Below are 20,744 nucleotides of genomic sequence, written 5' to 3'. Positions count from 1 at the left end.
ATCAAGCCTCGCCGGCGTTTGAGGCGCGGGGGTGGGCGGCGCCCACGAAGCTCCGCGCAGCGGTTGCGGCACGCAGGGGCCCCCGCCCGCCGGAGCCCCGCGCAGCGGTAGGGCCCCGTAGCGGCCCCCGGCGGGAATCGGTCGATCGGCCGGGGCAAGATCCGGTCGGGCCGCTACCGTCCGGTACCCGTGCGGAGTACGGGCGGGGGCGGGGTCGACCCGGGAGGTTCCGGCCAGTGGGGGGCCCGAGCCCGGCCCCGTACCTGAGAGAATGGGGCCATGGCTTCTGATCGTCCTCGCGCGCTCTCCGGCATCCAGCCCACCTCCGGCTCGTTCCACCTCGGGAACTACCTCGGAGCCATCCGCCAGTACGTCGCCCTGCAGGAGACGCACGACGCCTTCTACATGGTGGTCGACCTGCACGCGATCACCATGCCGCAGGATCCGAAGGAGCTACGGGCCAACACCCGGCTCTCGGCGGCGCAGCTCCTCGCGGCCGGCCTCGACCCCGAGCGGTGCACGCTCTTCATCCAGAGCCACGTGCCCGAGCACGCGCAGCTCGGCTGGGTCATGAACTGCATCACCGGCTTCGGCGAGGCCAGCCGGATGACCCAGTTCAAGGACAAGTCCGCCAAGCAGGGGGCGAACAACGCCACCGTCGGACTGTTCACGTACCCGATCCTCCAGGTCGCCGACATCCTGCTCTACCAGGCGAACGCCGTCCCCGTCGGCGAGGACCAGCGCCAGCACATCGAGCTGACCCGCGACCTCGCCGAGCGCTTCAACCAGCGCTTCGGTCAGACCTTCACGCTCCCCGCCGCGCACATCGTCAAGGAGGTCGCGAAGATCTACGACCTCCAGGACCCGACGATCAAGATGTCGAAGTCCGCGTCCTCCCCCAAGGGCCTGATCAACCTCCTCGACGAGCCCAAGGCCACCGAGAAGAAGATCAAGAGCGCGGTCACCGACACCGAGGCCGAGGTCCGCTTCGACACCGTGAACAAGCCCGGCGTCAGCAACCTGCTCACGATCTACTCCACCCTCACGGGCGAGACGATCCCCGCCCTGGAGGCCCAGTACGAGGGCAAGGGCTACGGCGCGCTCAAGACCGACCTCGCGGGCGTGATGGTCGACTTCGTCACACCCTTCAAGCAGCGGACCCAGGAGTACCTGGACGACCCGGAGACCCTGGACTCCTTGCTGGCCAAGGGCGCGGAGAAGGCCCGCGCGGTCGCCGCCGAGACCCTGGCCCAGGCCTACGACCGCCTCGGCTTCCTGCCCGCGAAGCACTGACGGACCGAGGCCCCTGGCGGCGGAGGGGGTGCTGGCGCCACACTGAGGCGGCAGCATCCCGAACAGACACGGAGGAGACACACGTGGGGACCGTAACGCTCGGCGTTTCGATCGCGGTCCCGGAGCCGTACGGCAGCCAGCTCCAGGGGCTGCGCGCCGGCTTCGGGGACGCAGCCGCGCACGGCATCCCCACGCACGTCACCCTCGTACCGCCCACCGAGGTGGAGGCGGACCGGCTGCCCGGGATCCGCGCCCACCTGGCCGAGGTCGCCGGGGCCTTCCGCTCCTTCCCGATGCGGCTGGAGGGGACGGGAACCTTCCGCCCCCTCTCGCCGGTCGTCTTCGTCCGGCTCGCCGAGGGCGCCCCGGACTGCACCCGCCTCCAGGGCCGGGTCCGCGACCCCGAGGGACCGCTCCGCCGCGAGCTGGCGTTCCCGTACCACCCGCACGTGACGGTCGCCCACGGGATCCCCGAGGAGGCGATGGACCGGGCGTTCGCCGAGCTCGCGGACTACGCCGCCGCCTGGCACTGCGAGGGCTTCGCGCTCTACGAGCAGGGCTCGGACGGGGTCTGGCGCAAGCTCCGCGAGTACCCCTTCGGCACCGGCCCGGCCCCCGTCCCCGCACAGTCGCCGCCCGCCGCCGGTACGACGGCCGGCCGGTCCTGACGCAGCGGCCGCAGGGCCCGGACGGCACGGAACCGGAGCCCGCGCAGGACCAGGGCGTGGAACGGGCGGCCCGTCGGACGCGCTTCGCGAAAAGTCACAATCGACGACCGTAGTCCCCGAAAGCGGTAATCCCGGCTATTTCCGGCAGCTCATTTACGGTGACCCCATGGACTGGCTGAAGAAACTCCCGGTGATCGGGCCGCTGGTGTCCGCGGCGATGCGGACGCACGCCTGGCACTCCTACGAGCGCCTCGAACGCGTGCACTGGGCCCGCCTCGCCGCCGCCATCACCTTCATCAGCTTCCTCGCGCTCTTCCCGCTGTTCACGGTCGGCATCGCCGTCGGCGCGGCGCTGCTCAGCCCCGAGCAGCTCGACAAGCTCCAGAAGAACCTCGCCGAACAGGTCCCCGGCATCTCCGACCAGCTCGACCTCGACGGACTCGCCGCCAACGCCGGCACCATCGGCCTCGTCGCCGGCGCCCTGCTCCTGTTCACCGGCATCGGCTGGGTCGGCTCGATGCGGGACTGCCTGCGGGCCGTGTGGGACAAGGACGACGAGGACCAGGGCAACCCCATCGTCCGCAAGGGCAAGGACACCCTGGTCCTGCTCGGCCTCGGCGGCGCGGGCCTCGCCTCGGCCGCCGCGTCGATCATCGGTTCCAGCGCGGTCGGCAAGTTCGGCGAAGTCCTCGGCGTCCCGCGCGACGGGGCGGGCGGCGCGCTGCTGCGCACCTGCGCCTTCCTCGTCGGCGTGCTCGCCGCCTTCCTGCTGCTCCTCTACGTCCTGACGCTGCTGCCCGGCGTCGAACCCCCGCGGGGCCGCCTGCTCCAGGCCGCGCTGATCGGCGCCGCCGGGTTCGAGCTGCTCAAGCTGCTGCTCAGCGGCTACATGCGGGAGGTCGCCGGCAAGAGCATGTACGGGGCCTTCGGCGTGCCGATCGCCCTGCTGCTGTGGATCAACTTCATGGCGAAGCTGCTCCTCTTCTGCTCCGCCTGGACGGCGACGGGCGACGGCGCGGACGGAGACGGCGCGCAGGGCGGCGGCGCGGACGGCGACGGCAAGCCGGACCCGGAGCCCGCGCGGGGCTGACCCCGTCAGCTCCGCTGGCCGCGGCGGCCGCGCGGCCAGCGCCGGTTGACCACGAACGCCCCGCCCGCCAGCACGGCCAGCGCCCCGCCCGCGATGCCGAACGCCGTGCCGACGCCGCTGCTGCCGGAGTCGTCACCGCTCGCGGAGGAGCCCTTCTCGTGCGACTGCGCGGGCGAGCCGAGCGAGGTGGTGTCGGCGCTCTTCGGCGGCACCAGCTCGCCGACCGGCTTCACCTTCCCGGCCGCCGCGAAGCCCCAGTCGAAGAGCTCGGCGGTCTCCTCGTACACCGAGTTGACCCCGCCGGTATCCGGGTTCATCACCGTGACCAGCAGTTTCTTGTCACCGCGCTGGGCGGCTCCGGTGAAGGTGGAGCCCGCCATCGTGGTGTTGCCGTTCTTCACCCCCGCGATGCCCTTGTACGGGCTGATCCCGCCCGCGCCCGTCATCAGCCGGTTGGTGTTCTGGATCTCGAAGAACTCGCGCGGCTTCCCGGCCTCCTGGCGGCCGGGGAACTTCGCCTCCACCGTGCCGCAGTACTCGCGGAAGTCCTGCTTCTGCAGTCCGGAGCGGGCGATGAGGGTGAGGTCGTAGGCGCTCGACACCTGCTCGGGGGCGTCGTAGCCGTCCGGCGAGATCACGTGGGTGTCCAGCGCCTGGAGTTCCTCGGCGTGCGCCTGCATGTCCTTGACGGTCTTGTCGATCCCGCCGTTCATGGCCGACAGCACGTGCACGGCGTCGTTCCCGGAGCGCAGGAACACACCCAGCCACAGGTCGTGGACGGAGTACTCCATGTCCTCCTTCACCCCCACGAGGCTGCTGCCCGCGCCGACGCCGGACATCTCCTGCTCGGAGACCCGGTGCACCTGGTCCTTGGGCAGGCTCGGCAGCACCGTGTCCGCGAAGAGCATCTTCATGGTGGAGGCGGGGGGCAGCCGCCAGTGGGCGTTGTGCGCGGCCAGGACCTCGCCCGTCTCGGCGTCCGCCACGATCCACGACCGGCCGGTGAGGTTCGCGGGCAGGGCGGGGGCACCGGGCAGCAGGTTCACCTGGGTCCCCGGCTGGCCGAGCGTGGCTCCGCCGACCGTGGACATCGAGGCGGGTGGCGCGGGGGCCGCGGGGGCCTTCGGCGGCCGGCCCTTCCCGTCCGCCGGCGCGGGCGGCGGCGCGGCGTGCGCGGGCGACACGAACATCGCGGGGAGCAGCATCGCGGCGGAAAGGACCGTCAGCGCGGTCTTTTTGGCAGACACGCAGGTGAACGTACATCCCGATGGGCTGTCCGCCCTCCCGGACCGGCCATCCGTGGTGAACCACCGCCGGTACGGCCCACCCCGGCGCGTCCGTCCTGGGGACGAATCCGATACTGGGGACATGAAACTCAGCCGCACCGCCTCCTGGTTCCTGCTCGCCTTCGGAGTGTGGAGCTGGTTCATCTGGGTGTCCTTCGTCCGGAACTTGTGGAAGAACGGCAGCGGCCTGTCCTTCGACACGGCCGGCGACCCTACGGCGTACTTCTGGGTCCACCTTCTCCTCGCGGTGACGTCCTTTCTCCTGGGGACGGCCGTTGGTGTGATCGGGTTGCGTGGCGTGCGGGCTCTGCGGCGTGAATCACGATGACCGTTTTCGTGGTGATCGTGGCGGTCGTCGCCGTACTGGCGCTGCTGGCGCTGGTCCACCGGTGGCTGTGGATCCGGCTGGTCCGTGACACGACCCGCGCGGGCGGTGCGGCCCGCCGGACGGGTACGGTCCTGGCGTTCGCGCTGCCGCTGCTGGCACTGGCCGCCCTGACCGCGGGCCGGGCCGGAGCCCCGTTCTGGCTGGAACGGCTGGTGGCCTGGCCGGGGTACATGTGGCTGGCGGTGCTGCTGTACCTGACCCTGGCGATGCTGGTGGCCGAACCGGTCCGCCGCCTGTGGCTCCGCCGGCTGACGGGGACGACCCCCGCGGCCCCGGGCCCCGCTCCTCAAGCGCCGGAGGGGCTGGGGAGTTCCGAGCCGGCGGTCCGGGTGGGCGCAGCAGCGGACGCCGGCCGGACGGCGCCGGACGGCGCGGCCGCGGGCCCCGCTCCTCAAACGCCGGAGGGGCTGGGGGGTTCCGCCCCGGCGGAGCCGGGCGGTTCCGGTTCCGCCGGAGGCGGGGAACCTGCGGGGTCCGGGGCGGAGCCCCGGTTGCGGGAAGGGGCGGGTAGGGGAACAGCCCCGCAGGGCCCGGCCGCGCCCGCGAAGGAGCCGGGCGGAGTCACGCGGCGGGTGTTCGTTTCGCGGGTGGTGGGCGGGGCGGCCGTCGCCGCGGCGATGGGGACCGTGGGGGCCGGGACCTACGGAGTACTGCGCGGGCCCCGCGTCAAGCGCGTGAGGGTGCCGCTGGCCAGGCTGCCCCGCGCGGCGCACGGGTTCCGGATCGCCGTCGTCAGTGACGTCCACCTCGGCCCGATCCTCGGCCGCGCCCACACCCAGCGCATCGTCGACACCGTCAACCGCACGCAGCCCGACCTCATCGCCGTCGTCGGCGACCTCGTCGACGGCGACGTCCACGACCTCGGCCCCGCCGCCGAGCCGCTGCGCCTGCTCCGCTCGCGCCTCGGCTCGTACTTCGTCACCGGCAACCACGAGTACTTCTCCGGCGCCCAGCAGTGGGTCGACCACGTCCGCGAGCTCGGTCTGACCCCCTTGGAGAACGCCCGCCGCGAGCTGCCCCACTTCGACCTCGCCGGGGTCAACGACGTCCAGGGGGAGAGCGAGGGCCACGGCCCCGACTTCCGGGCGGCCCTCGGGGACCGCGACCGTTCGCGGACCGCCGTGCTCCTCGCCCACCAGCCGGTGGTCATCCACGACGCGGTCCGGCACGGCGTGGACCTCCAGCTGTCCGGCCACACCCACGGCGGCCAGCTGTGGCCCGGCAACTACCTGGCCGAACTGGCCAACCCCACCGTCGCGGGCCTGGAGCGCTACGGCGACACCCAGCTCTACGTGTCCCGCGGAGCCGGCGCCTGGGGGCCGCCCGTACGGGTCGGCGCGCCCTCCGACATCACCGTGGTGGAACTCGCCTCATACCAGGCCTGACCAGGTCCGACCGGGGCATCGAGACCCTTCCGGTGGCTGATATTCCGTGATTGGGTGTCCGATAGTCGGATGCCTAGTTTCGAATGGCGGGGTTCAGGGGATGCGGTCTGTCCGCTCGAAGATCATTGCGGCCGGGCTGGTTCTCGCTGCGGCGGGTGTCGGCGCCTGGCAGCTGCTGCCCGCCGGCGACGACGGCCGGGGCGTGATCCGCGTCGGGACCTCCGACGTCGTCTCCGCGCTCGACCCGGCCGGTGCCTACGACGCCGGTTCCTGGGCCCTGTTCAGCAACGTCTACCAGTCGCTGCTGACCATCAAGTCCGGCTCCGACACCCCCGTCCCGGACGCCGCGTCCTCCTGCAAGTTCATCGGGCAGAAGCTGACCACGTACCAGTGCGAGCTGCGCCCCGACCTGACCTTCCCGGGCGGCCGCCCGGTCACCGCGGCCGACGTGAAGTTCTCCTTCGACCGCATCAAGGAGATCAACTCCGACCAGGGGCCGGCGCCGCTCTTCAACACCCTGGAATCGGTCAAGGCGGACGGCCGCATCGTCACCTTCAACCTCTCCGCCCGCGACGCCACCTTCCCCTTCAAGATCGCGACGGGCGCCGCCTCGATCGTCGACAAGGACAAGTACCCGGCCAAGGCGCTCCGCGAGGGGGGCAAGGCCGACGGCACCGGCCCCTACCTGCTGGCCGCGTACAAGGCGGGCGGGAGCGCCGAGCTCAAGCCCAACCCCGCGTACAAGGGCCAGGCCAAGCCGGCCCGGGCGCAGGTCACCGTCCGCTACTACAAGGACTCCGCGCAGCTCGACCAGGCCTGGCGCGACCACCAGGTGGAGGTCGCGCACCGCGACATGCCGCCCGCGGTCCTCGCCGGTCTCAACCCGGGCATGAAGGACGTCCGCTACCAGGCCTCCGGCGGCACGGAGACCCGTAGCATCGTCTTCAACGTGCGCCCCGGCTCGGCGGCCGAGAAGCCCGCCGTGCGCCAGGCGGTGGCCGCCGTACTGGACCGCTCCAAGGTCACCGTGGACATCTACAAGGGCACGGTCACCCCGCTCTACTCCCTCGTCCCGGCGGGCATCGCGGCGCACAGCACGCCCTTCTTCGACACCTACCCCGCGCCGAACGGCCAGACCGCCCGCAAGCTCCTCAAGGACGCCGGGATCAACGGGCCCGTCCCCCTCACCCTGGGCGTCAACGCGCGCGGCGTGAACATCGCCGAGGCCGAGGAGCTCAAGCGGCAGCTGGAGTCGACCACCCTGTTCCAGGTGAAGATCAAGTCGGTCGAGGTCTGGGAGGACTTCCAGAAGGCGTACGCGGCCGGTGAGTTCGACGCCTACACGATCGGCTGGATCGCCGACTTCCCGGACGCGGACAACTTCCTCGCGCCGCTGGTCGGAGCGGGCTCCAGCATGAACAACGGCTTCTCCGACAAGGCCGTCGACGAACTGATCACCCGCACCCAGTCGTTCTCGGACCGGGGCGAGGCGGCCAACGACTTCCGGGACCTCCAGCGGCTGGTCTCCCAGCAGGTCCCGATGCTGCCGATCTGGCAGAAGAAGGACTACGTGATGTCCCGCGAGGCCGTCACCGGCGCCCAGTACCTCTCCGACGGCACGGGCGTCTGGCGCCTGTGGGAGCTCAACTGGCTGTAGGCGCCGCCGCGGTGTCCCCGTGCGCGAGCAGGAGGGCGCGCAGCGCCCCGGCGACCGTCTCGGACGTGGCGCGGTCCAGCGGGGCCAGTAGTTCCGCGTAGTGCCGCAGGTGCTCCTCCATCACGGTCTCGCTCACCTCGTGGCCCCGCTCGGTCAGCCGGATCCGCACCGAGCGGCGGTCGGCGCCGTCGCGCACCCGCTCGACCAGGCCCTTGGCCTCCAGCCGGTCGATCCGGTTGGTGATGGCGCCCGAGGTCACCATGGCGGCCGGGATCAGGGCGCCGGCGGTCAGCGCGTACGGGGGGCCGGACCGGCGCAGGCTGGCGAGCACGTCGAACTCGCCCACCTCCAGCCCGTGTCCGGCCATGAAGGCCTTCAGCTGCTTGTCGATGATCCGGGTCATCCGCTGGATGCGGGCGAGCACCTCGACGGGCCACAGCGCCTCCGCGAGGTCGGGGCGCTCCGTTTCCCACTGGCCGATGAACGTGGCCACCGTGTCCTTCTCCATGCCCACAGATTACCTCAACGTTAAGACACTTGACGTTGAGGTAGTCGGCCTGTTTTTATCTCAACGTTGAGATTGTCAAGGTTGAGACGTGAAGGGGAGTGGGTCATCCATGACGGCCACCACCACCGCAGGCACCACGGGTACGACGCGCACGGCCAAGGCCACCGACGCCGCCGGGCCCACCGCGCGCACCGCGGCACCCGTCCCCGTCCTGTGGCTCGCCCTGCTGGCCACCCCCATCGCCGCCGGGGCCAACGCGCCGGTGCTGATCCTCCCCGGCATGGCCCGCTCCCTCGGCGTCGCCACCGGCACCGCCGCCTGGCTGCTCACCGCCTTCGGCTGGGCCATGGCCGTCGGCACCCCGCTGCTCGCCGGACTCCTGCGCCGCCGGGGCCTGCCCGCGGTACTGCGGCTGTCCACCCTGCTCGTCCTGGCCGGCACCCTGCTGGTGGTCGTCTCCCCCTGGCTCGCGCTCACCCTGTTCGGCCGCTGCGCCCAGGCCGCCGGCGGCGCCGGGCTGGTGGCCGCCGCGATCAGCCTCGCCGGCACCGCCCGCCGCATGGGCGTCATCAGCGCGGGCTTCGGCATGCTCGGCGCCACCGGACCGCTGCTCGGCCGGGCCCTCGCGGACGCCGCGTCCTGGCGGATCGCCCTGACCGTCTCGGCACTCTCCCTGCTCGCGGTACCCGCCGTCGGCCGCCGCGCCGGGGCGGCGAACCCGCCCGCACCCGGCCGCTTCGACGGCCGGGGCGCCGCCCTGCTGACCGCGCTCGCCACCGCCCTGGTGCTGCTGCCGACCGCGCCGCTCGCCGCCCTCGGCGGGGCCCTCGTCGCCGCCGCGCTGCTCGCCCTGCACGTACGCCGCCGCCCCGAGGGGTTCGTGCCCGCCGCGCTGCTGCGCCGGCCCGTCTTCGTGGTCTCGGCGCTCCTCGCGCTGGCCCTGTCGGCCTCCTACTTCACCCTGCTCTTCTCGGTGCCCCGGCTGCTCGCCGACCGTGCCGGCTGGGACACCGCCTCCGCCGGGACCGGCCAGCTGGCCGCCCTGCTCGCCGGGTCCGCGCTGTCCTGGCTGCTCGCCGCCGCCTCGGCCCGCATGAGCCGCACGGCCGTCCGTACGGTGCTCGTCTCCCTCGGGGCGCTGGCCGCCCTCGCCGGGATCTTCGCCACCTCGGGCCCGCTGCTGCTGGCCGCCACCGCCGCGGGGGTCTTCACCGCCAGTGCCGCCAACGCCGTCCTGTCCACCCACGCCGTGGCCGCCGCCTCCGACCCGGCCCAGCGCCCGGCCGCCATCGGCCTGTTCACCCTCTGCTACCAGCTGGGCGGCGCCTTCGGCCCGGCCGTGGCGGCCCTGCTGGTCCTGGGTTCCTGAGGGGGTCCCGAGGACCCGTCACCCCTCCTCGGGGTGCGGGTCCGACGCCCGCCGGCCGCGCGAGACCGCCGTCTGGGCCATGCCCGGCAGGAAGTCCGCGAACAGCTCGTGCACCTCGCGCACCAGCGGGCGCAGCACCCGGAACCGGGCCAGGACGATGCCCCGCGTCGTCAGCTGCGCTCCGCGTTCCGCCAGCCGCCGCGTCTTCTCGCTGTTCGGCGAGCGGTCGAAGACCCAGTACAGGACCAGGCCCATCTGCGAGAGCCACATCAGTTCCGGCAGTACGTCGGCCAGTTCGGCCGGCACCTTGGTCTTCGCCCCGGCCAGCACCTCGCGGTGCATGTCGATGGCCGCCTTGCGCGCCGGTTCCGATTCCGGCGAGAAGGGGCTGAGCGGACTCTCCGGGTCCGCCGCGTTCTTGAAGAACTGCGAGGCGAACTCGTGGTACGGCGCCGCGATGTCCAGCCAGCTCGTCAGGACCCCCGCGAGCCGCTTCTGGAGATCGGTCTCCCGGTCCAGGATCGGCCGGACCGCCGCCTGGTGCGCGGCGCCGATCCGGTCGTAGAAGCCCTGGACCAGGTGCTCCTTCGACTCGAAGTAGTAGTACGCGTTGCCGACCGAGACCCCCGCCTCCTTGGCGATGCCCCGCATGGTCGTCTTGTCGAACCCGCGCTCCTGGAAGAGCCGGAGCGCGGTTTCGAGGATGAGCGTGCGGGTCTGCTCGCTCTTGGGCGCCTTCTGATCTGTCACGGTGTCCGACCTTATCGGGGTGCGGCGCACTGCTCGTCACAGGCCGGTTCTCCGGACTCCGCTTCGGAATTGGTACGTACCGCATGGCGGACGGCGGCGGCCGTGTACATGGCCGCCCGGGCGAAGGGCCGGCCGGCCGCGGTGGCCAGCCAGTTCGCCTTCGGCCGGTGCTCGGCCAGCGCCCACAGGCAGACGATGAAGGCGTCGGTGCCCGTCCACACCTGCCCCCGGTCGCTGATCACGGTGATCTCGCGGAGGGTGGCCGCGTGGTCCAGCTGCGGGAACCGGTCCCGTGCCTGGAAGGAGGCGGCCGGCACCAGCCGCAGCGGGACCAGCCACCGCTGCCCGAGCAGCCAGTGCCGGATGTGCACGCACACCGGGCAGTCCGCGTCGTAGAGGACGGTCAGGTGCCGGGTGACCTCCGCCGCCGGAGCCACCGGTCAGGCCCCGGCCGGAGCGGTCCACGCCTGGGGGGCGACCGGCGGGGTCTGCTGGCGCTCCATGATCCCGCGGCGGCGCATCTTGTTGAGCACCCACACGTTGCCGAGGTGCATGACGCCGAGGACCAGCAGGACGACGCCGAGCTTCACCGACAGCGCCTCGAAGAGGTCGCGGGCCGCGATGATGTCTTCGCTCGACCGCAGGTAGAGGGTCACGAAGCCGATGTTCACGAGGTAGAAGCCGACCACCAGGAGCTGGTTGACGGCGTCGGCGAGCTTCTCGTTCCCCTGCAGGACGTCGCCGATGAAGACGCGGCCGTTGCGGCTGAGCGTACGGGCCACCCAGACGGTGAGTCCGATGCTGATGAGCAGGTAGATGACGTACGCGACCACGGTGAGGTCCATTGCCCTCAGCCCCCTTGAACGTGTTCAACTGCTGACGTCGATGACTCTAGACCTCTTTTTGAACAGGTTCAAGCGAATGGCGCGGTGGCGTTGCGGTTCTCGGCCACCGCTCAGAACGACGCCTCGACGAGGGCCTCGGCGCGGGCCCGCTGCACCTCCGGGTCCCGGGCGGCCACCGTGTACGAGAAGACCAGGACGCGGTCGCCGTCCCGCGTCCCGAACAGGCCGTTGGCGTTCGGCACCTTGGAGCCGGTCTTGCCCCAGACCACCGTGCCGTCCTCCAGCTCGGCGCGCAGCAGTCCGGCCGTGCTGAACCGGTCCCGCACGCCCTCGGAGAGCTTCGGCATGCGGAACAGCTCCGCCTGCTGGGCGGGTGCCAGCAGCCTGCCGCGCAGCAGGGACCGCAGGAAGTGCTCCAGCTCCGGGGCGGTGGAGATCATGCCGCCCTCGGCCCAGGCCCAGGGGTCGTCGGCGACGGGCGCGGCGAGGGAGGGGCTGGGGATCGAGGTGTCCCCGGGCCGCGGAACGTAGGTGTGGCGCAGGCCGAGCGGGCGGGCGATGCGGCGCTGGACCTCGTCGGCGTACGAGCGGCCGGTGGCCTTCTCGATGACCATGCCGAGCAGGAAGTAGTTGATGCCGTTGTACTGCTGGGTGGTGACGGGGGACTCGGCGGCGGGGCACTTCGGGTCGGTGAGGGCCGCGATCACGGCGGCCGGGGTGGGGGAGGCGGGGTTCTCCGGGGCCACGCAGGGCAGCCGCAGGCCGCTGGTGTGGCTGAGGAGCTGCCGTACGGTGATCGGCGCCCACGAGGCGGGGAGGGTCCCGGGAAGGAGTTCCCGCACCGGGGTGTCCAGGGTGAACCGGCCTTCGCCCACGAGCTGGAGTACCACGGTGGAGGTGAACACCTTGGTGATGCTGCCGATGCGGAAGCTCGCGGCCGGGTCCTGCGAGAGCCCCCCGGTGGCCCCGGCCAGGCGCACACCCGGCCCGGTGATCCGCACCATGGTCCCGCTGCCCACCCCGTCCGGCGTCATCAGCCCGGCCAGGGCCGTACGGTCGACCGGCGCGGCACCCACCGCGACGGGCCCCGGCCCACCGGTGGCGGCGGAGGCCGGCAGCGCGGCGGCGGAAACCGCCACGAGAGCCGCACCGGCGACGGCGATCCCGGCCCAACGGCCGGTACGGGAGCGAGAGTTCACGGGCTTCGTCATGCCCCCAACTCTGTGCGGAAGAAGATCTCCACACCACAGGGCCCACCCTGACCCACCCCTGGCAGACCCCTGGGCCCCCGTCTAGGGGCGCGTCAGGGTCTCGGTGATCTCCAGCCCCTTGGCCGGTCCGTCGGGGATGGCCACGGTGGTCCCGTACGAGACGGTGGTCTTCGTGGCGTAGGTCCCCTTTTCGGGATCGGGACCGCTGAACACGGTCACCGTGCCCTCGTCGTCGAAGTCGTCGATGACGACGGAGACGGGGATGCCGGCCAGGGCGTACCAGCGCTGCTTGCGGATGTGGTCGCGCCGGTGGGCGTCCTTGCCGGGGGAGACGATCTCCGCGACCAGCGGGACACGGGTGGCGTCCACCCCCAGCCCCTCTTCATCCGGGATCTCGTCCAGGTCCTCGGGACCCACGAAGAGATCGGGGATGCAGACCTTCCGGCCACGGATGACGTTTCCGCCATTGAAGACCCTGAACCCGCTGTCTGCGAGATGGGCGTCCAGAAGCCAACGGAGACGATGGACGAGGACGGTGTGGCGGCGGCGGCCGGTAGGAGACACCTCGATGGACCCTTCGATGATCTCGGCCCGGTAGCCCTCCGGAAGGTCCATCGCCTTCCAGGTCTGCCAGAGGCCTTCGTCGAAACCTGGGTCGTACGGCGCCTCATGGGCGAGAGCGGACATGGAAAGCGCCTCCTTCTCTCAGTGTGGGTGCGGACAGCGCTCCAGTACAAGCGACGTCCGTGACCGTACCGCCGTCCGTGGGCCCACCGGTCCGATGAAAGGTTCTTCCGTCCGCCCCTTCACCCCTGGGGGTGAGGACACGACGAAGCCCCGCTTCCGGGACTGGGTCCTGGGAGCGGGGCCTCGGGTGGGGCTATGACCGGGAGGTCAGAAGCGGCGCGTGATCAGCGCGCGCTTGACTTCCTGGATGGCCTTCGTGACCTCGATGCCGCGCGGGCAGGCGTCGGTGCAGTTGAAGGTCGTGCGGCAGCGCCACACGCCGTCCTTGTCGTTGAGGATCTCAAGACGCTGCTCGCCGGCCTCGTCGCGCGAGTCGAAGATGAAGCGGTGCGCGTTGACGATCGCCGCCGGGCCGAAGTACTGGCCGTCGTTCCAGAACACCGGGCACGAGGACGTGCACGCGGCGCACAGGATGCACTTGGTGGTGTCGTCGAAGCGCTCGCGGTCCTCGGCGGACTGCAGGCGCTCGCGCGTCGGCTCGTTGCCCTTGGTGACCAGGAACGGCATGACGTCGCGGTACGCCTGGAAGAAGGGCTCCATGTCGACGACGAGGTCCTTCATCACCGTGAGGCCCTTGATGGCCTCGACGGTGATCGGCTTCTCCGGGTTGATGTCCTTGATCAGCGTCTTGCAGGCGAGCCTGTTCTTGCCGTTGATCCGCATCGCGTCGGAGCCGCAGATGCCGTGCGCGCAGGACCGCCGGAAGGTCAGCGTGCCGTCGAGGTCCCACTTGATCTTGTGGAGACCGTCGAGCACGCGCTCCTTCGGGTCGATCTCGATCTGGAAGTCCTGCCACTGCGACTCGTCCGAGATCTCGGGGTTGAAGCGGCGGATCCGGAACGTGACCGTGATGAAGGGCGAGGCCGCGGCCGCGGCCTCCATCTGGTCCGTCTTGCTCAGGGTCGGGGTGCCCATCAGTACTTACGCTCCATCGGCTGGTAGCGGGTGACGACGACGGGCTTGTAGTCCAGCCGGACGGAGTCCTTGCCGTCGTCGCCGACCTCGCGGTACGCCATGGTGTGGCGCATGAAGTTGACGTCGTCGCGGTTCGGGTAGTCCTCGCGGTAGTGACCGCCGCGGGACTCCTTGCGCGCCAGCGCGGACACGGCCATGACCTCGGCCAGGTCGAGCAGGTTGCCCAGCTCGATGGCCTCCAGCAGGTCCGTGTTGAAGCGCTTGCCCTTGTCCTGGACGGACACGTTCTTGTAGCGCTCGCGCAGCTCCGCGATCTTCTCGACCGCGGTCTTGATGGTCTGCTCGGTGCGGAACACCATCACGCAGGCGTCCATCGTCTCCTGGAGCTCCAGACGCAGGTCGGCGACCCGCTCCTTGCCCGTGGAGTTGCGCAGCTGCTCGACGAGGTCGGCGACCTGCTGCGCCGGGTTCTCCGGCAGCTCGACGTAGTCGTTCTCGGCCGAGTACTTCGCCGCCGCGATGCCGGAGCGCTTGCCGAACACGTTGATGTCCAGCAGCGAGTTGGTGCCCAGACGGTTGGCGCCGTGCACCGACACGCACGCGACCTCGCCGGCCGCGTACAGGCCCGGGACGACGGTGGTGTTGTCCGCCAGGACCTCACCCTCGACGTTCGTCGGGATGCCGCCCATGGCGTAGTGCGCGGTGGGCTGGATCGGGATCGGGTCCGTGTACGGCTCGATGCCCAGGTAGGTGCGCGCGAACTCCGTGATGTCCGGGAGCTTCGCGTCGAGCTGCTCCGGCGGGAGGTGCGTCAGGTCCAGGTACACGTGGTCGCCGGCGGGGCCGCAGCCGCGGCCCTCGCGGATCTCCGTGTAGATGGAGCGCGAGACGACGTCACGGGACGCGAGGTCCTTCATGACCGGCGCGTACTTCTCCATGAAGCGCTCGCCGTCCTTGTTGCGGAGGATGCCGCCCTCACCGCGGGCGCCCTCCGTCAGCAGGATGCCCATGCGCCAGATGCCCGTCGGGTGGAACTGGAAGAACTCCATGTCCTCCAGCGGCAGGCCGCGGCGGTAGCAGGCCGCCTGGCCGTCACCCGTCAGGGTGTGCGCGTTGGAGGTCACCTTGAAGAACTTGCCGGTGCCGCCGGAGGCGTAGATGACGGCCTTCGCCTGGAAGATGTGGAGCTCACCGGTGGCGAGCTCGTACGCGACCACGCCGGCGGACTTCTTCACGCCGTCGACCTCGACCAGCAGCTGGTCCAGGACGTAGAACTCGTTGAAGAACTCCACGCCCTCCTTGACGCAGTTCTGGTACAGCGTCTGGAGGATCATGTGGCCGGTGCGGTCCGCGGCGTAGCAGGACCGGCGGACCGGCGCCTCGCCGTGGTTGCGGGAGTGACCGCCGAAGCGGCGCTGGTCGATGGTGCCGTCCGGGGTGCGGTTGAACGGCAGGCCCATCTTCTCGAGGTCGAGGACCGCGTCGATGGCTTCCTTCGCCAGGATCTCGGCGGCGTCCTGGTCGACCAGGTAGTCACCGCCCTTGACCGTGTCGAAGGTGTGCCACTCCCAGTTGTCGTCCTCCACGTTGGCCAGCGCGGCGGCCATGCCGCCCTGCGCGGCGCCCGTGTGGGAGCGGGTGGGGTAGAGCTTCGTCAGCACCGCGGTGCGGCTGCGCTTCGTCGACTCGATGGCGGCGCGCATGCCTGCGCCGCCCGCCCCGACGATGACGGTGTCGTACTTGTGGATCTTCATGGGATTCGCCTCAGCCCCGTTGCCTAGCGGATGTTCGGGTCGAAGGTGAAGATCACCAGCGTGCCCAGAAGGATGGTGAACACCGTGGCGGTGTAGAGCAGGCCCTTCAGCCACAGCCGCGTGTTGGCGCGCTCCGCGTAGTCGTTGATGACGGTACGCAGACCGTTGGCGCCGTGCAGCATGGCCAGCCACAGCATCAGCAGGTCCCAGACCTGCCAGAACGGGGACGCCCAGCGGCCGGCCACGAAGGCGAAGCCGACCTTGGAGACGCCGCCGTCCAGCACCAGCTGGATCAGCAGGTGGCCGATGACCAGCACGACCAGCACGATGCCCGAGAGGCGCATGAAGAGCCACGCGGCCATCTCGAAGTTGCCGCGGGTCGAACGGGGCGTCTTGCCGGTCCGCTTGCGCGGGGCCTCGATGTACGGCGCCGGGTTCTCGACGTCGTAGAGGGAGACGCCCGATACGGACCCGACATCGCCGATGGCCTTGGCGGAAGAAGTGTCAGAAGACATGCGTGTCACTCCCCGAACAGAACGCGGTAGGCGTGGCCGAGGACGGGGTACACAGCCATGATCATCAGGATGAGCCAGACGATCACGACGCCCCAGAGCATCTGCTTCTGGAGACGGGGACCCTTGGACCAGAAGTCCACGGCGATCACGCGAAGACCGTTGAGCGCGTGGAACAGGATGGCGGCCACGAGGCCGTACTCCAGCAGCGCGACGATCGGAGTCTTGTAGGTAGCCACGACATCGTCGTACGCCTCAGGGGAGACGCGGACGAGAGCGGTGTCGAGGACGTGTACGAACAGGAAGAAGAAAATGAGGACGCCGGTGACTCGATGAGCCACCCAGGACCACATTCCTTCCCGGCCGCGGTACAACGTTCCAGCCGGCACGGAAAACCCTCCGGAAGCGGGGCGGGGGCCAGCCGGCTTCTTTGTCGGTCGGGCCCGGCCGGGTACGGTCCTCCGGCCCCGGACATCGTAGCGACGCTTTGTCGGTTCCCTTGCGCCGGGTCCATCGGTGTGATCAAACAGGCACGGACGGGCTATCCCACAGGGGCGAATAGCCCGAAATCGGCCTCAGACAGCCCATCGTCGGGGTCGGTGCGGCGCAGCCCGGCCAGCCGGTCCAGCAGGAGCGTCAGCCGGGAGCGGGCGACGAGGCGCAGTTCGTCGGCCGCGATGGAGCGTTCCTCGTCCACCTCGTGAGCGAGTCTGCGGCGGATCGCGGCCAGCAGCTGGTCCACCCGCTCCTCCGGCGGGTGCCCGTCCAGGCAGATCACGAAGGCGTGCCCGAAGGTGCGCTCGTACTGCGCCCGGGCCGCGTCGAGGGCGAGGAGCGCCGCGTACGGCGCCCCGTGGCCCAGCTCGGCCGAGGACTCGCGGGCCAGCGCCTCCGTCAGATCGCCCTGGGAGAGGTCGTACGAGGCCTCGTCGACCGCCGCCAGCAGGGACGCGGTGTCCGGGTAGGGGCGGTGGGCGGCCATCCGGTGCGCCCACCGCCGGCTGCCGCAGCAGTGCGCGAGGGCCGTCCGGGCGGCTTCGAGGGGCAGGGAGTTGAAGCGCGCCAGCCCGGTGCCGGGGGCGGAGGCCGGGCCGCGGACCTGTGCCGGAAGGTGGCTGGACAGCGGAGTTCTCCTCGGGGCGTGGCGCGGGTGTACCGCCACGCTAGCGAGCGCGGAGGGGGAGTGCCCCGCCCATGAGGGGATTTCACCCGGAAGTGAGCCGAAAGGACGACTCCGACAGGGGCCGGCGGGGATCGGCAGGGGTCAATCGGCCGGATCGGGGCAGGCGAAGGGCCCTGGGAAACTGGGGAAGCCCGGGAAGCCGGGAAGATGGGGAGGGCGACCGAGACCGCCACCCCCCACAGGAGAGGCCCCGGCCGCCATCCGACACGGACTCGTGCGACAAGCCCGTACCCCTGTCAGCGCCCGGAGTGCGTTTTGTGTCACACCCCGCTCCGCGCAGGGTTGGTTGCTGGTTGTACAAGTCGTGGACGAGAGGGTCACGAAAGCCGTAACGTGCGGATTTGCGCCACACGTACAGGACGTTGAAACGGTTGGGGACTTTGCTGGGGGACGACGCGGAGCTGACCGCCGCGGTGCTCGCGGCACAGGACGGCGACGAAAGCGCGTTCCGGACTGTGTACCGCGCCGTGCACCCGCGCCTGCTCGGATACGTACGCACGCTCGTCGGTGACGGCGATGCCGAGGACGTGACCTCCGAGGCATGGCTGCAGATCGCCCGCGACCTCGACTCCTTCACCGGCGACGCCGACCGCTTCCGCGGCTGGGCCGCCCGCATCGCCCGCAACCGGGCCCTCGACCACATCCGCATGCGCGGCCGCCGCCCCGCCATCGGCGGCGACGAGACCGAGCTCACCGGGCGGGCCGCCGACTGCGACACCGCGGGCGAGGCCATGGAGGCCCTGTCCACCGGCCGCACCATGGCGCTGATAGCCCAGCTCCCCCAGGACCAGGCGGAGGCCGTCGTCCTGCGGGTGGTCGTCGGACTCGACGCGAAGAGCGCGGCCGAGACGCTGGGCAAGCGGCCCGGCGCCGTCCGCACGGCCGCGCACCGGGGCCTGAAGAAGCTCGCGGAACTGCTGGCCGCCGAGTTCGGCTCCGCGGGCCCGGCGGGTCCGATCGAACTCGAAGCGGAACGCGGCGGCGGTCCCGTCCGGGCGGTCGGTCATAATGCCGGTGGCCAGGCCCGGGAGCGCGATCTCGACGCCGTGCCCGCGCAGCGCGCGCGGGCGGGGGGCCGTGTGGAACCAACCGGTGTGACGCATTCACGTTGGCGGACGCAGAAGGACATGTGATGGCCGACGAGCACAACGCGTGGCTGGACAAGGCCACGGCGGAAGAGCTGCTGCGCGCGGGCACCAGCCCCGTCGCACCCGGCGCGGACCCCTGGGCCCGGGCCGAGGCCGCCCGCCTGCGCGCCGTTCTCGATGCCCTGACGCCGCCGCGCACCGCCGCGGGCGCGGGCGAACTGCCCGGCGAGGCCGCCGCCCTGGCCGCCTTCCGCGCCGCGCGCGCGGCAGCGCCCGGAGCGGTGCCGGCCGGCGTACCGGAAGCGGAGGGCGCGGCGGCCGCGGGCGGCGCCCGTGAACCGCTGGTCGACATCGCCCCGATACCCCCCGTACGGATCCCCGCGCAGCGGCGCGGCTCGGGTCCCGCGCGCTTCGGGCTGGCGGCCGCGCTGGCCGGAGTCGCCGTCGGCGGGATCGCGGCGGCCGCGGCCGGCGGACTGCTGGACCGTGTCACGCATCACACCGCGGGCCCCGCCCCGGCCGTCTCGATCAGCGCCGACGGCGATCCGGCGCCCGCCGCCGACACCGCCGGTCCCACCCTCGTCCCGCAGCTGCGGCCCACCCCGCAGCGGGGCGGCGCGGACCCGGCGACGCCCGGCCCGGGCTTCTCGCAGGTCCCCGGCACGGAGACCCGTACGATCCCCGGCTTCCCCGCGGGCAGCCTGTCGGCGCCGCCCCCCGGCACCGCGACCACGGGCGCGGGCTTCGGCGGCACGGGCACCGACGGCGGCCGCGACAAGTCCACCGACAAGCAGAGCGGCGGCACGGTCGGCCGGGACCACGACAAGGACGCCCAGATCAAGCCCGCCGACCTGTGCCAGGACTACCGCTCGGGACGGTTGAACGACGACCGCCGCGAGCGGCTCTCCAAGATCGCCGGCGCCCCCGCGAAGATCGCGCGCTTCTGCGAGACCCTGCTGGACGGGGTCCGCGACGGCATGCCGCAGAGCGGTTCCGTCGATCCCGGCAGCGCCATCCTCCAGTCGCCGACCGTGAAGCCGGGCGGCGCGCTGGGCTTCCGTACGCGCTGACGCTGCGACGCACCGGCTCATCTGGCTGAAAATCGCCGGATCCGCGCCCTGAACCGGCGTGGATCCGAGCCCGCTGAAACGGTCGCGCAATGAGCCGCGCGGCAGGCAGTAACACTTTCGGGGGGCCCGGCGCAGTACATATTGAGCCGACTGGTCATCGGCCGCGCATGAGCCGGGGTTCCCCCCGTACCCCTGGGCTCTGCGCAACCGGCGCGGGCGGGGCACGTTCCCCCGGCCCTGCCCGCGCCCTCAACTTCCGACCGGTCTCACCAGTAGACGACGACCTTGTCGCCGACCTTCACCTGGTCGAACAGCGCCGACAGCTTCGCCTTGTCGCGGACGTTCACGCAGCCGTGCGAGGCACCGGCGTAACCGCGGGCCGCGAAGTCCGACGAGTAGTGCACCGCCTGGCCCTCGCTGAAGAACATCGAGTACGGCATCGGCGTGTGGTAGATCGTCGACACCCAGTCCTTGGCCTTCCAGCCCACCTCGAACAGGCCCTCACGGGTCGGCGTGTTCTCCGAGCCGAAACGCACGTCCATCGTGGAGACCACCTTGCCGTCGATCATCCAGGCGAGGGTGCGGCTCTCCTTGCTGATGCACATGACCCGGCCCTGCATGCAGCGCGGGTCCGGGGCGTCGACCTCGTTGGTGGTCGGCGGCCGCAGCTCGTCGTCCGTCGGCTTCTTGGTCAGGCTCTGGACCTTCTGCCAGGTCGCCTCGTCCACCGAACCGGTCGCACCGAGCCCGTGCCGGGACTGGAAGGTCTTGACCGCGGCGGTCGTCTTCGAGCCGTAGAAGCCGGTCGGCGCCGTCGACAGCAGCTTCAGCTGGCGCAGCCGTGCCTGCAGGTCGCGGATCTGGTCGCTCTCGTCGCCGTTCGCCATGATCGGCTTCACGCCGGGCGTCTGCGCGGCGGAGGCCGAGGGGGACGAGGACTGCGAGGGCGAGGCGGCCGGCGAGGACTCGCCCGGCTTGGCGTCGTCCGACGCCGAGGGGGACGCGGGGGGCGCAAACACCCCCAC

The 20,744-nt window shown here is 71.4% G+C and carries 22 protein-coding genes; 9 read left to right on the top strand and 13 right to left on the bottom strand.

Going from position 1 to position 20,744, the window contains the following annotated elements:
- Positions 1–279 precede the first annotated feature (279 nt).
- The 3 genes from trpS (at position 280) to ACFV0Q_RS20975 (ending at position 3,051) form a co-directional block, all read left to right on the top strand.
- Positions 280–1,293: a tryptophan--tRNA ligase gene (gene trpS / locus ACFV0Q_RS20985; protein ID WP_385007480.1), complete on the top strand. Its 1,014-nt coding sequence runs from the start codon at positions 280–282 to the stop codon at positions 1,291–1,293.
- A gap of 83 nt (positions 1,294–1,376) precedes the next feature.
- A complete protein-coding gene (locus ACFV0Q_RS20980) occupies positions 1,377–1,961 on the top strand; it encodes a 2'-5' RNA ligase family protein (protein WP_385007478.1) in 585 nt (194 codons plus the stop codon).
- Between the two features lie 166 nt (positions 1,962–2,127).
- A complete protein-coding gene (locus ACFV0Q_RS20975) occupies positions 2,128–3,051 on the top strand; it encodes a YihY/virulence factor BrkB family protein (protein WP_385007476.1) in 924 nt (307 codons plus the stop codon).
- Between the two features lie 5 nt (positions 3,052–3,056).
- Here the strand turns inward: ACFV0Q_RS20975 and ACFV0Q_RS20970 are convergent, their stop codons facing one another.
- A complete protein-coding gene (locus ACFV0Q_RS20970; protein ID WP_385007474.1) occupies positions 3,057–4,298 on the bottom strand; it encodes a D-alanyl-D-alanine carboxypeptidase family protein in 1,242 nt (413 codons plus the stop codon).
- Positions 4,299–4,419: 121 nt separating this feature from the next.
- On the opposite strand from ACFV0Q_RS20970, the gene ACFV0Q_RS20965 reads away from it, so the two are divergent.
- The 3 genes from ACFV0Q_RS20965 (at position 4,420) to ACFV0Q_RS20955 (ending at position 7,767) form a co-directional block, all read left to right on the top strand.
- Positions 4,420–4,665, top strand: a complete 246-nt coding sequence (locus ACFV0Q_RS20965; RefSeq protein WP_385007472.1) for an SCO4848 family membrane protein — start codon at positions 4,420–4,422, stop codon at positions 4,663–4,665.
- Positions 4,662–6,110, top strand: a complete 1,449-nt coding sequence (locus ACFV0Q_RS20960; RefSeq protein WP_385007470.1) for a metallophosphoesterase — start codon at positions 4,662–4,664, stop codon at positions 6,108–6,110. The genes ACFV0Q_RS20965 and ACFV0Q_RS20960 overlap by 4 nt, the downstream gene beginning before the upstream one ends.
- 100 nt (positions 6,111–6,210) lie before the next feature.
- Complete coding sequence (locus ACFV0Q_RS20955; protein WP_385007468.1) at positions 6,211–7,767, top strand: ABC transporter substrate-binding protein; 1,557 nt, start codon at positions 6,211–6,213, stop codon at positions 7,765–7,767.
- Here the strand turns inward: ACFV0Q_RS20955 and ACFV0Q_RS20950 are convergent.
- On the bottom strand, positions 7,754–8,275 hold the full coding sequence (locus ACFV0Q_RS20950; RefSeq protein ID WP_385007465.1) for a MarR family winged helix-turn-helix transcriptional regulator: 522 nt from the start codon (positions 8,273–8,275) through the stop codon (positions 7,754–7,756). The genes ACFV0Q_RS20955 and ACFV0Q_RS20950 overlap by 14 nt on opposite strands.
- 109 nt (positions 8,276–8,384) lie before the next feature.
- On the opposite strand from ACFV0Q_RS20950, the gene ACFV0Q_RS20945 reads away from it, so the two are divergent.
- Positions 8,385–9,644: an MFS transporter gene (locus ACFV0Q_RS20945; protein WP_385007463.1), complete on the top strand. Its 1,260-nt coding sequence runs from the start codon at positions 8,385–8,387 to the stop codon at positions 9,642–9,644.
- Positions 9,645–9,662: 18 nt separating this feature from the next.
- On the opposite strand, the gene ACFV0Q_RS20940 is transcribed toward ACFV0Q_RS20945, so the two are convergent.
- The 10 genes from ACFV0Q_RS20940 to ACFV0Q_RS20895 all read right to left on the bottom strand — a co-directional run bounded on the left by ACFV0Q_RS20940 (position 9,663) and on the right by ACFV0Q_RS20895 (position 17,540).
- Entirely contained in the window at positions 9,663–10,394 is a 732-nt protein-coding gene (locus ACFV0Q_RS20940) for a TetR family transcriptional regulator (RefSeq protein ID WP_385007461.1), read from the bottom strand.
- An 11-nt stretch (positions 10,395–10,405) separates the two neighbouring features.
- Positions 10,406–10,831, bottom strand: a complete 426-nt coding sequence (locus ACFV0Q_RS20935) for a thiol-disulfide oxidoreductase DCC family protein (RefSeq protein ID WP_385007459.1) — start codon at positions 10,829–10,831, stop codon at positions 10,406–10,408.
- Positions 10,832–10,834: 3 nt separating this feature from the next.
- Complete coding sequence (locus ACFV0Q_RS20930) at positions 10,835–11,239, bottom strand: hypothetical protein (RefSeq protein ID WP_385007457.1); 405 nt, start codon at positions 11,237–11,239, stop codon at positions 10,835–10,837.
- 110 nt (positions 11,240–11,349) lie between these two features.
- A complete protein-coding gene (locus ACFV0Q_RS20925) occupies positions 11,350–12,450 on the bottom strand; it encodes a serine hydrolase domain-containing protein (RefSeq protein WP_385007455.1) in 1,101 nt (366 codons plus the stop codon).
- Between the two features lie 81 nt (positions 12,451–12,531).
- Positions 12,532–13,137, bottom strand: coding sequence for a Uma2 family endonuclease (locus ACFV0Q_RS20920; RefSeq protein WP_385007453.1), 606 nt, complete (start codon positions 13,135–13,137; stop codon positions 12,532–12,534).
- Between the two features lie 207 nt (positions 13,138–13,344).
- A complete protein-coding gene (locus ACFV0Q_RS20915) occupies positions 13,345–14,112 on the bottom strand; it encodes a succinate dehydrogenase iron-sulfur subunit (protein WP_385007451.1) in 768 nt (255 codons plus the stop codon).
- Positions 14,112–15,866 (bottom strand): succinate dehydrogenase flavoprotein subunit, encoded by a 1,755-nt coding sequence (gene sdhA, locus ACFV0Q_RS20910; RefSeq protein WP_385007449.1) that lies wholly within the window; start codon positions 15,864–15,866, stop codon positions 14,112–14,114. The genes ACFV0Q_RS20915 and sdhA overlap by 1 nt, the downstream gene beginning before the upstream one ends.
- Positions 15,867–15,889: 23 nt before the next feature.
- Positions 15,890–16,381: a succinate dehydrogenase hydrophobic membrane anchor subunit gene (locus ACFV0Q_RS20905; protein WP_385007447.1), complete on the bottom strand. Its 492-nt coding sequence runs from the start codon at positions 16,379–16,381 to the stop codon at positions 15,890–15,892.
- A gap of 5 nt (positions 16,382–16,386) precedes the next feature.
- Positions 16,387–16,767: a succinate dehydrogenase, cytochrome b556 subunit gene (sdhC, locus tag ACFV0Q_RS20900; RefSeq protein ID WP_385007445.1), complete on the bottom strand. Its 381-nt coding sequence runs from the start codon at positions 16,765–16,767 to the stop codon at positions 16,387–16,389.
- A 152-nt stretch (positions 16,768–16,919) separates the two neighbouring features.
- Positions 16,920–17,540: a 2-oxo-4-hydroxy-4-carboxy-5-ureidoimidazoline decarboxylase gene (locus ACFV0Q_RS20895; protein WP_385007443.1), complete on the bottom strand. Its 621-nt coding sequence runs from the start codon at positions 17,538–17,540 to the stop codon at positions 16,920–16,922.
- Positions 17,541–17,941: 401 nt separating this feature from the next.
- Between ACFV0Q_RS20895 and ACFV0Q_RS20890 the strand changes: the two genes are divergently transcribed.
- Both ACFV0Q_RS20890 and ACFV0Q_RS20885 read left to right on the top strand, forming a co-directional pair.
- The gene (locus tag ACFV0Q_RS20890) at positions 17,942–18,694 is read left to right on the top strand and encodes an RNA polymerase sigma factor (RefSeq protein ID WP_385007482.1); all 753 of its coding nucleotides are present in this window, start codon (positions 17,942–17,944) and stop codon (positions 18,692–18,694) included.
- On the top strand, positions 18,694–19,719 hold the full coding sequence (locus ACFV0Q_RS20885; RefSeq protein ID WP_385007441.1) for a hypothetical protein: 1,026 nt from the start codon (positions 18,694–18,696) through the stop codon (positions 19,717–19,719). The genes ACFV0Q_RS20890 and ACFV0Q_RS20885 overlap by 1 nt, the downstream gene beginning before the upstream one ends.
- Before the next feature lie 266 nt (positions 19,720–19,985).
- On the opposite strand, the gene ACFV0Q_RS20880 is transcribed toward ACFV0Q_RS20885, so the two are convergent.
- Positions 19,986–20,744: a peptidoglycan-binding protein gene (locus tag ACFV0Q_RS20880; protein WP_385007439.1), complete on the bottom strand. Its 759-nt coding sequence runs from the start codon at positions 20,742–20,744 to the stop codon at positions 19,986–19,988.

It is taken from the genome of Streptomyces sp. NPDC059564 (assembly GCF_042735575.1).
Lineage (GTDB): Bacteria > Actinomycetota > Actinomycetes > Streptomycetales > Streptomycetaceae > Streptomyces.
The sequence above is the reverse complement of the archived record's forward strand: the minus strand, read 5'-3'. Positions and strand labels throughout refer to the sequence as shown.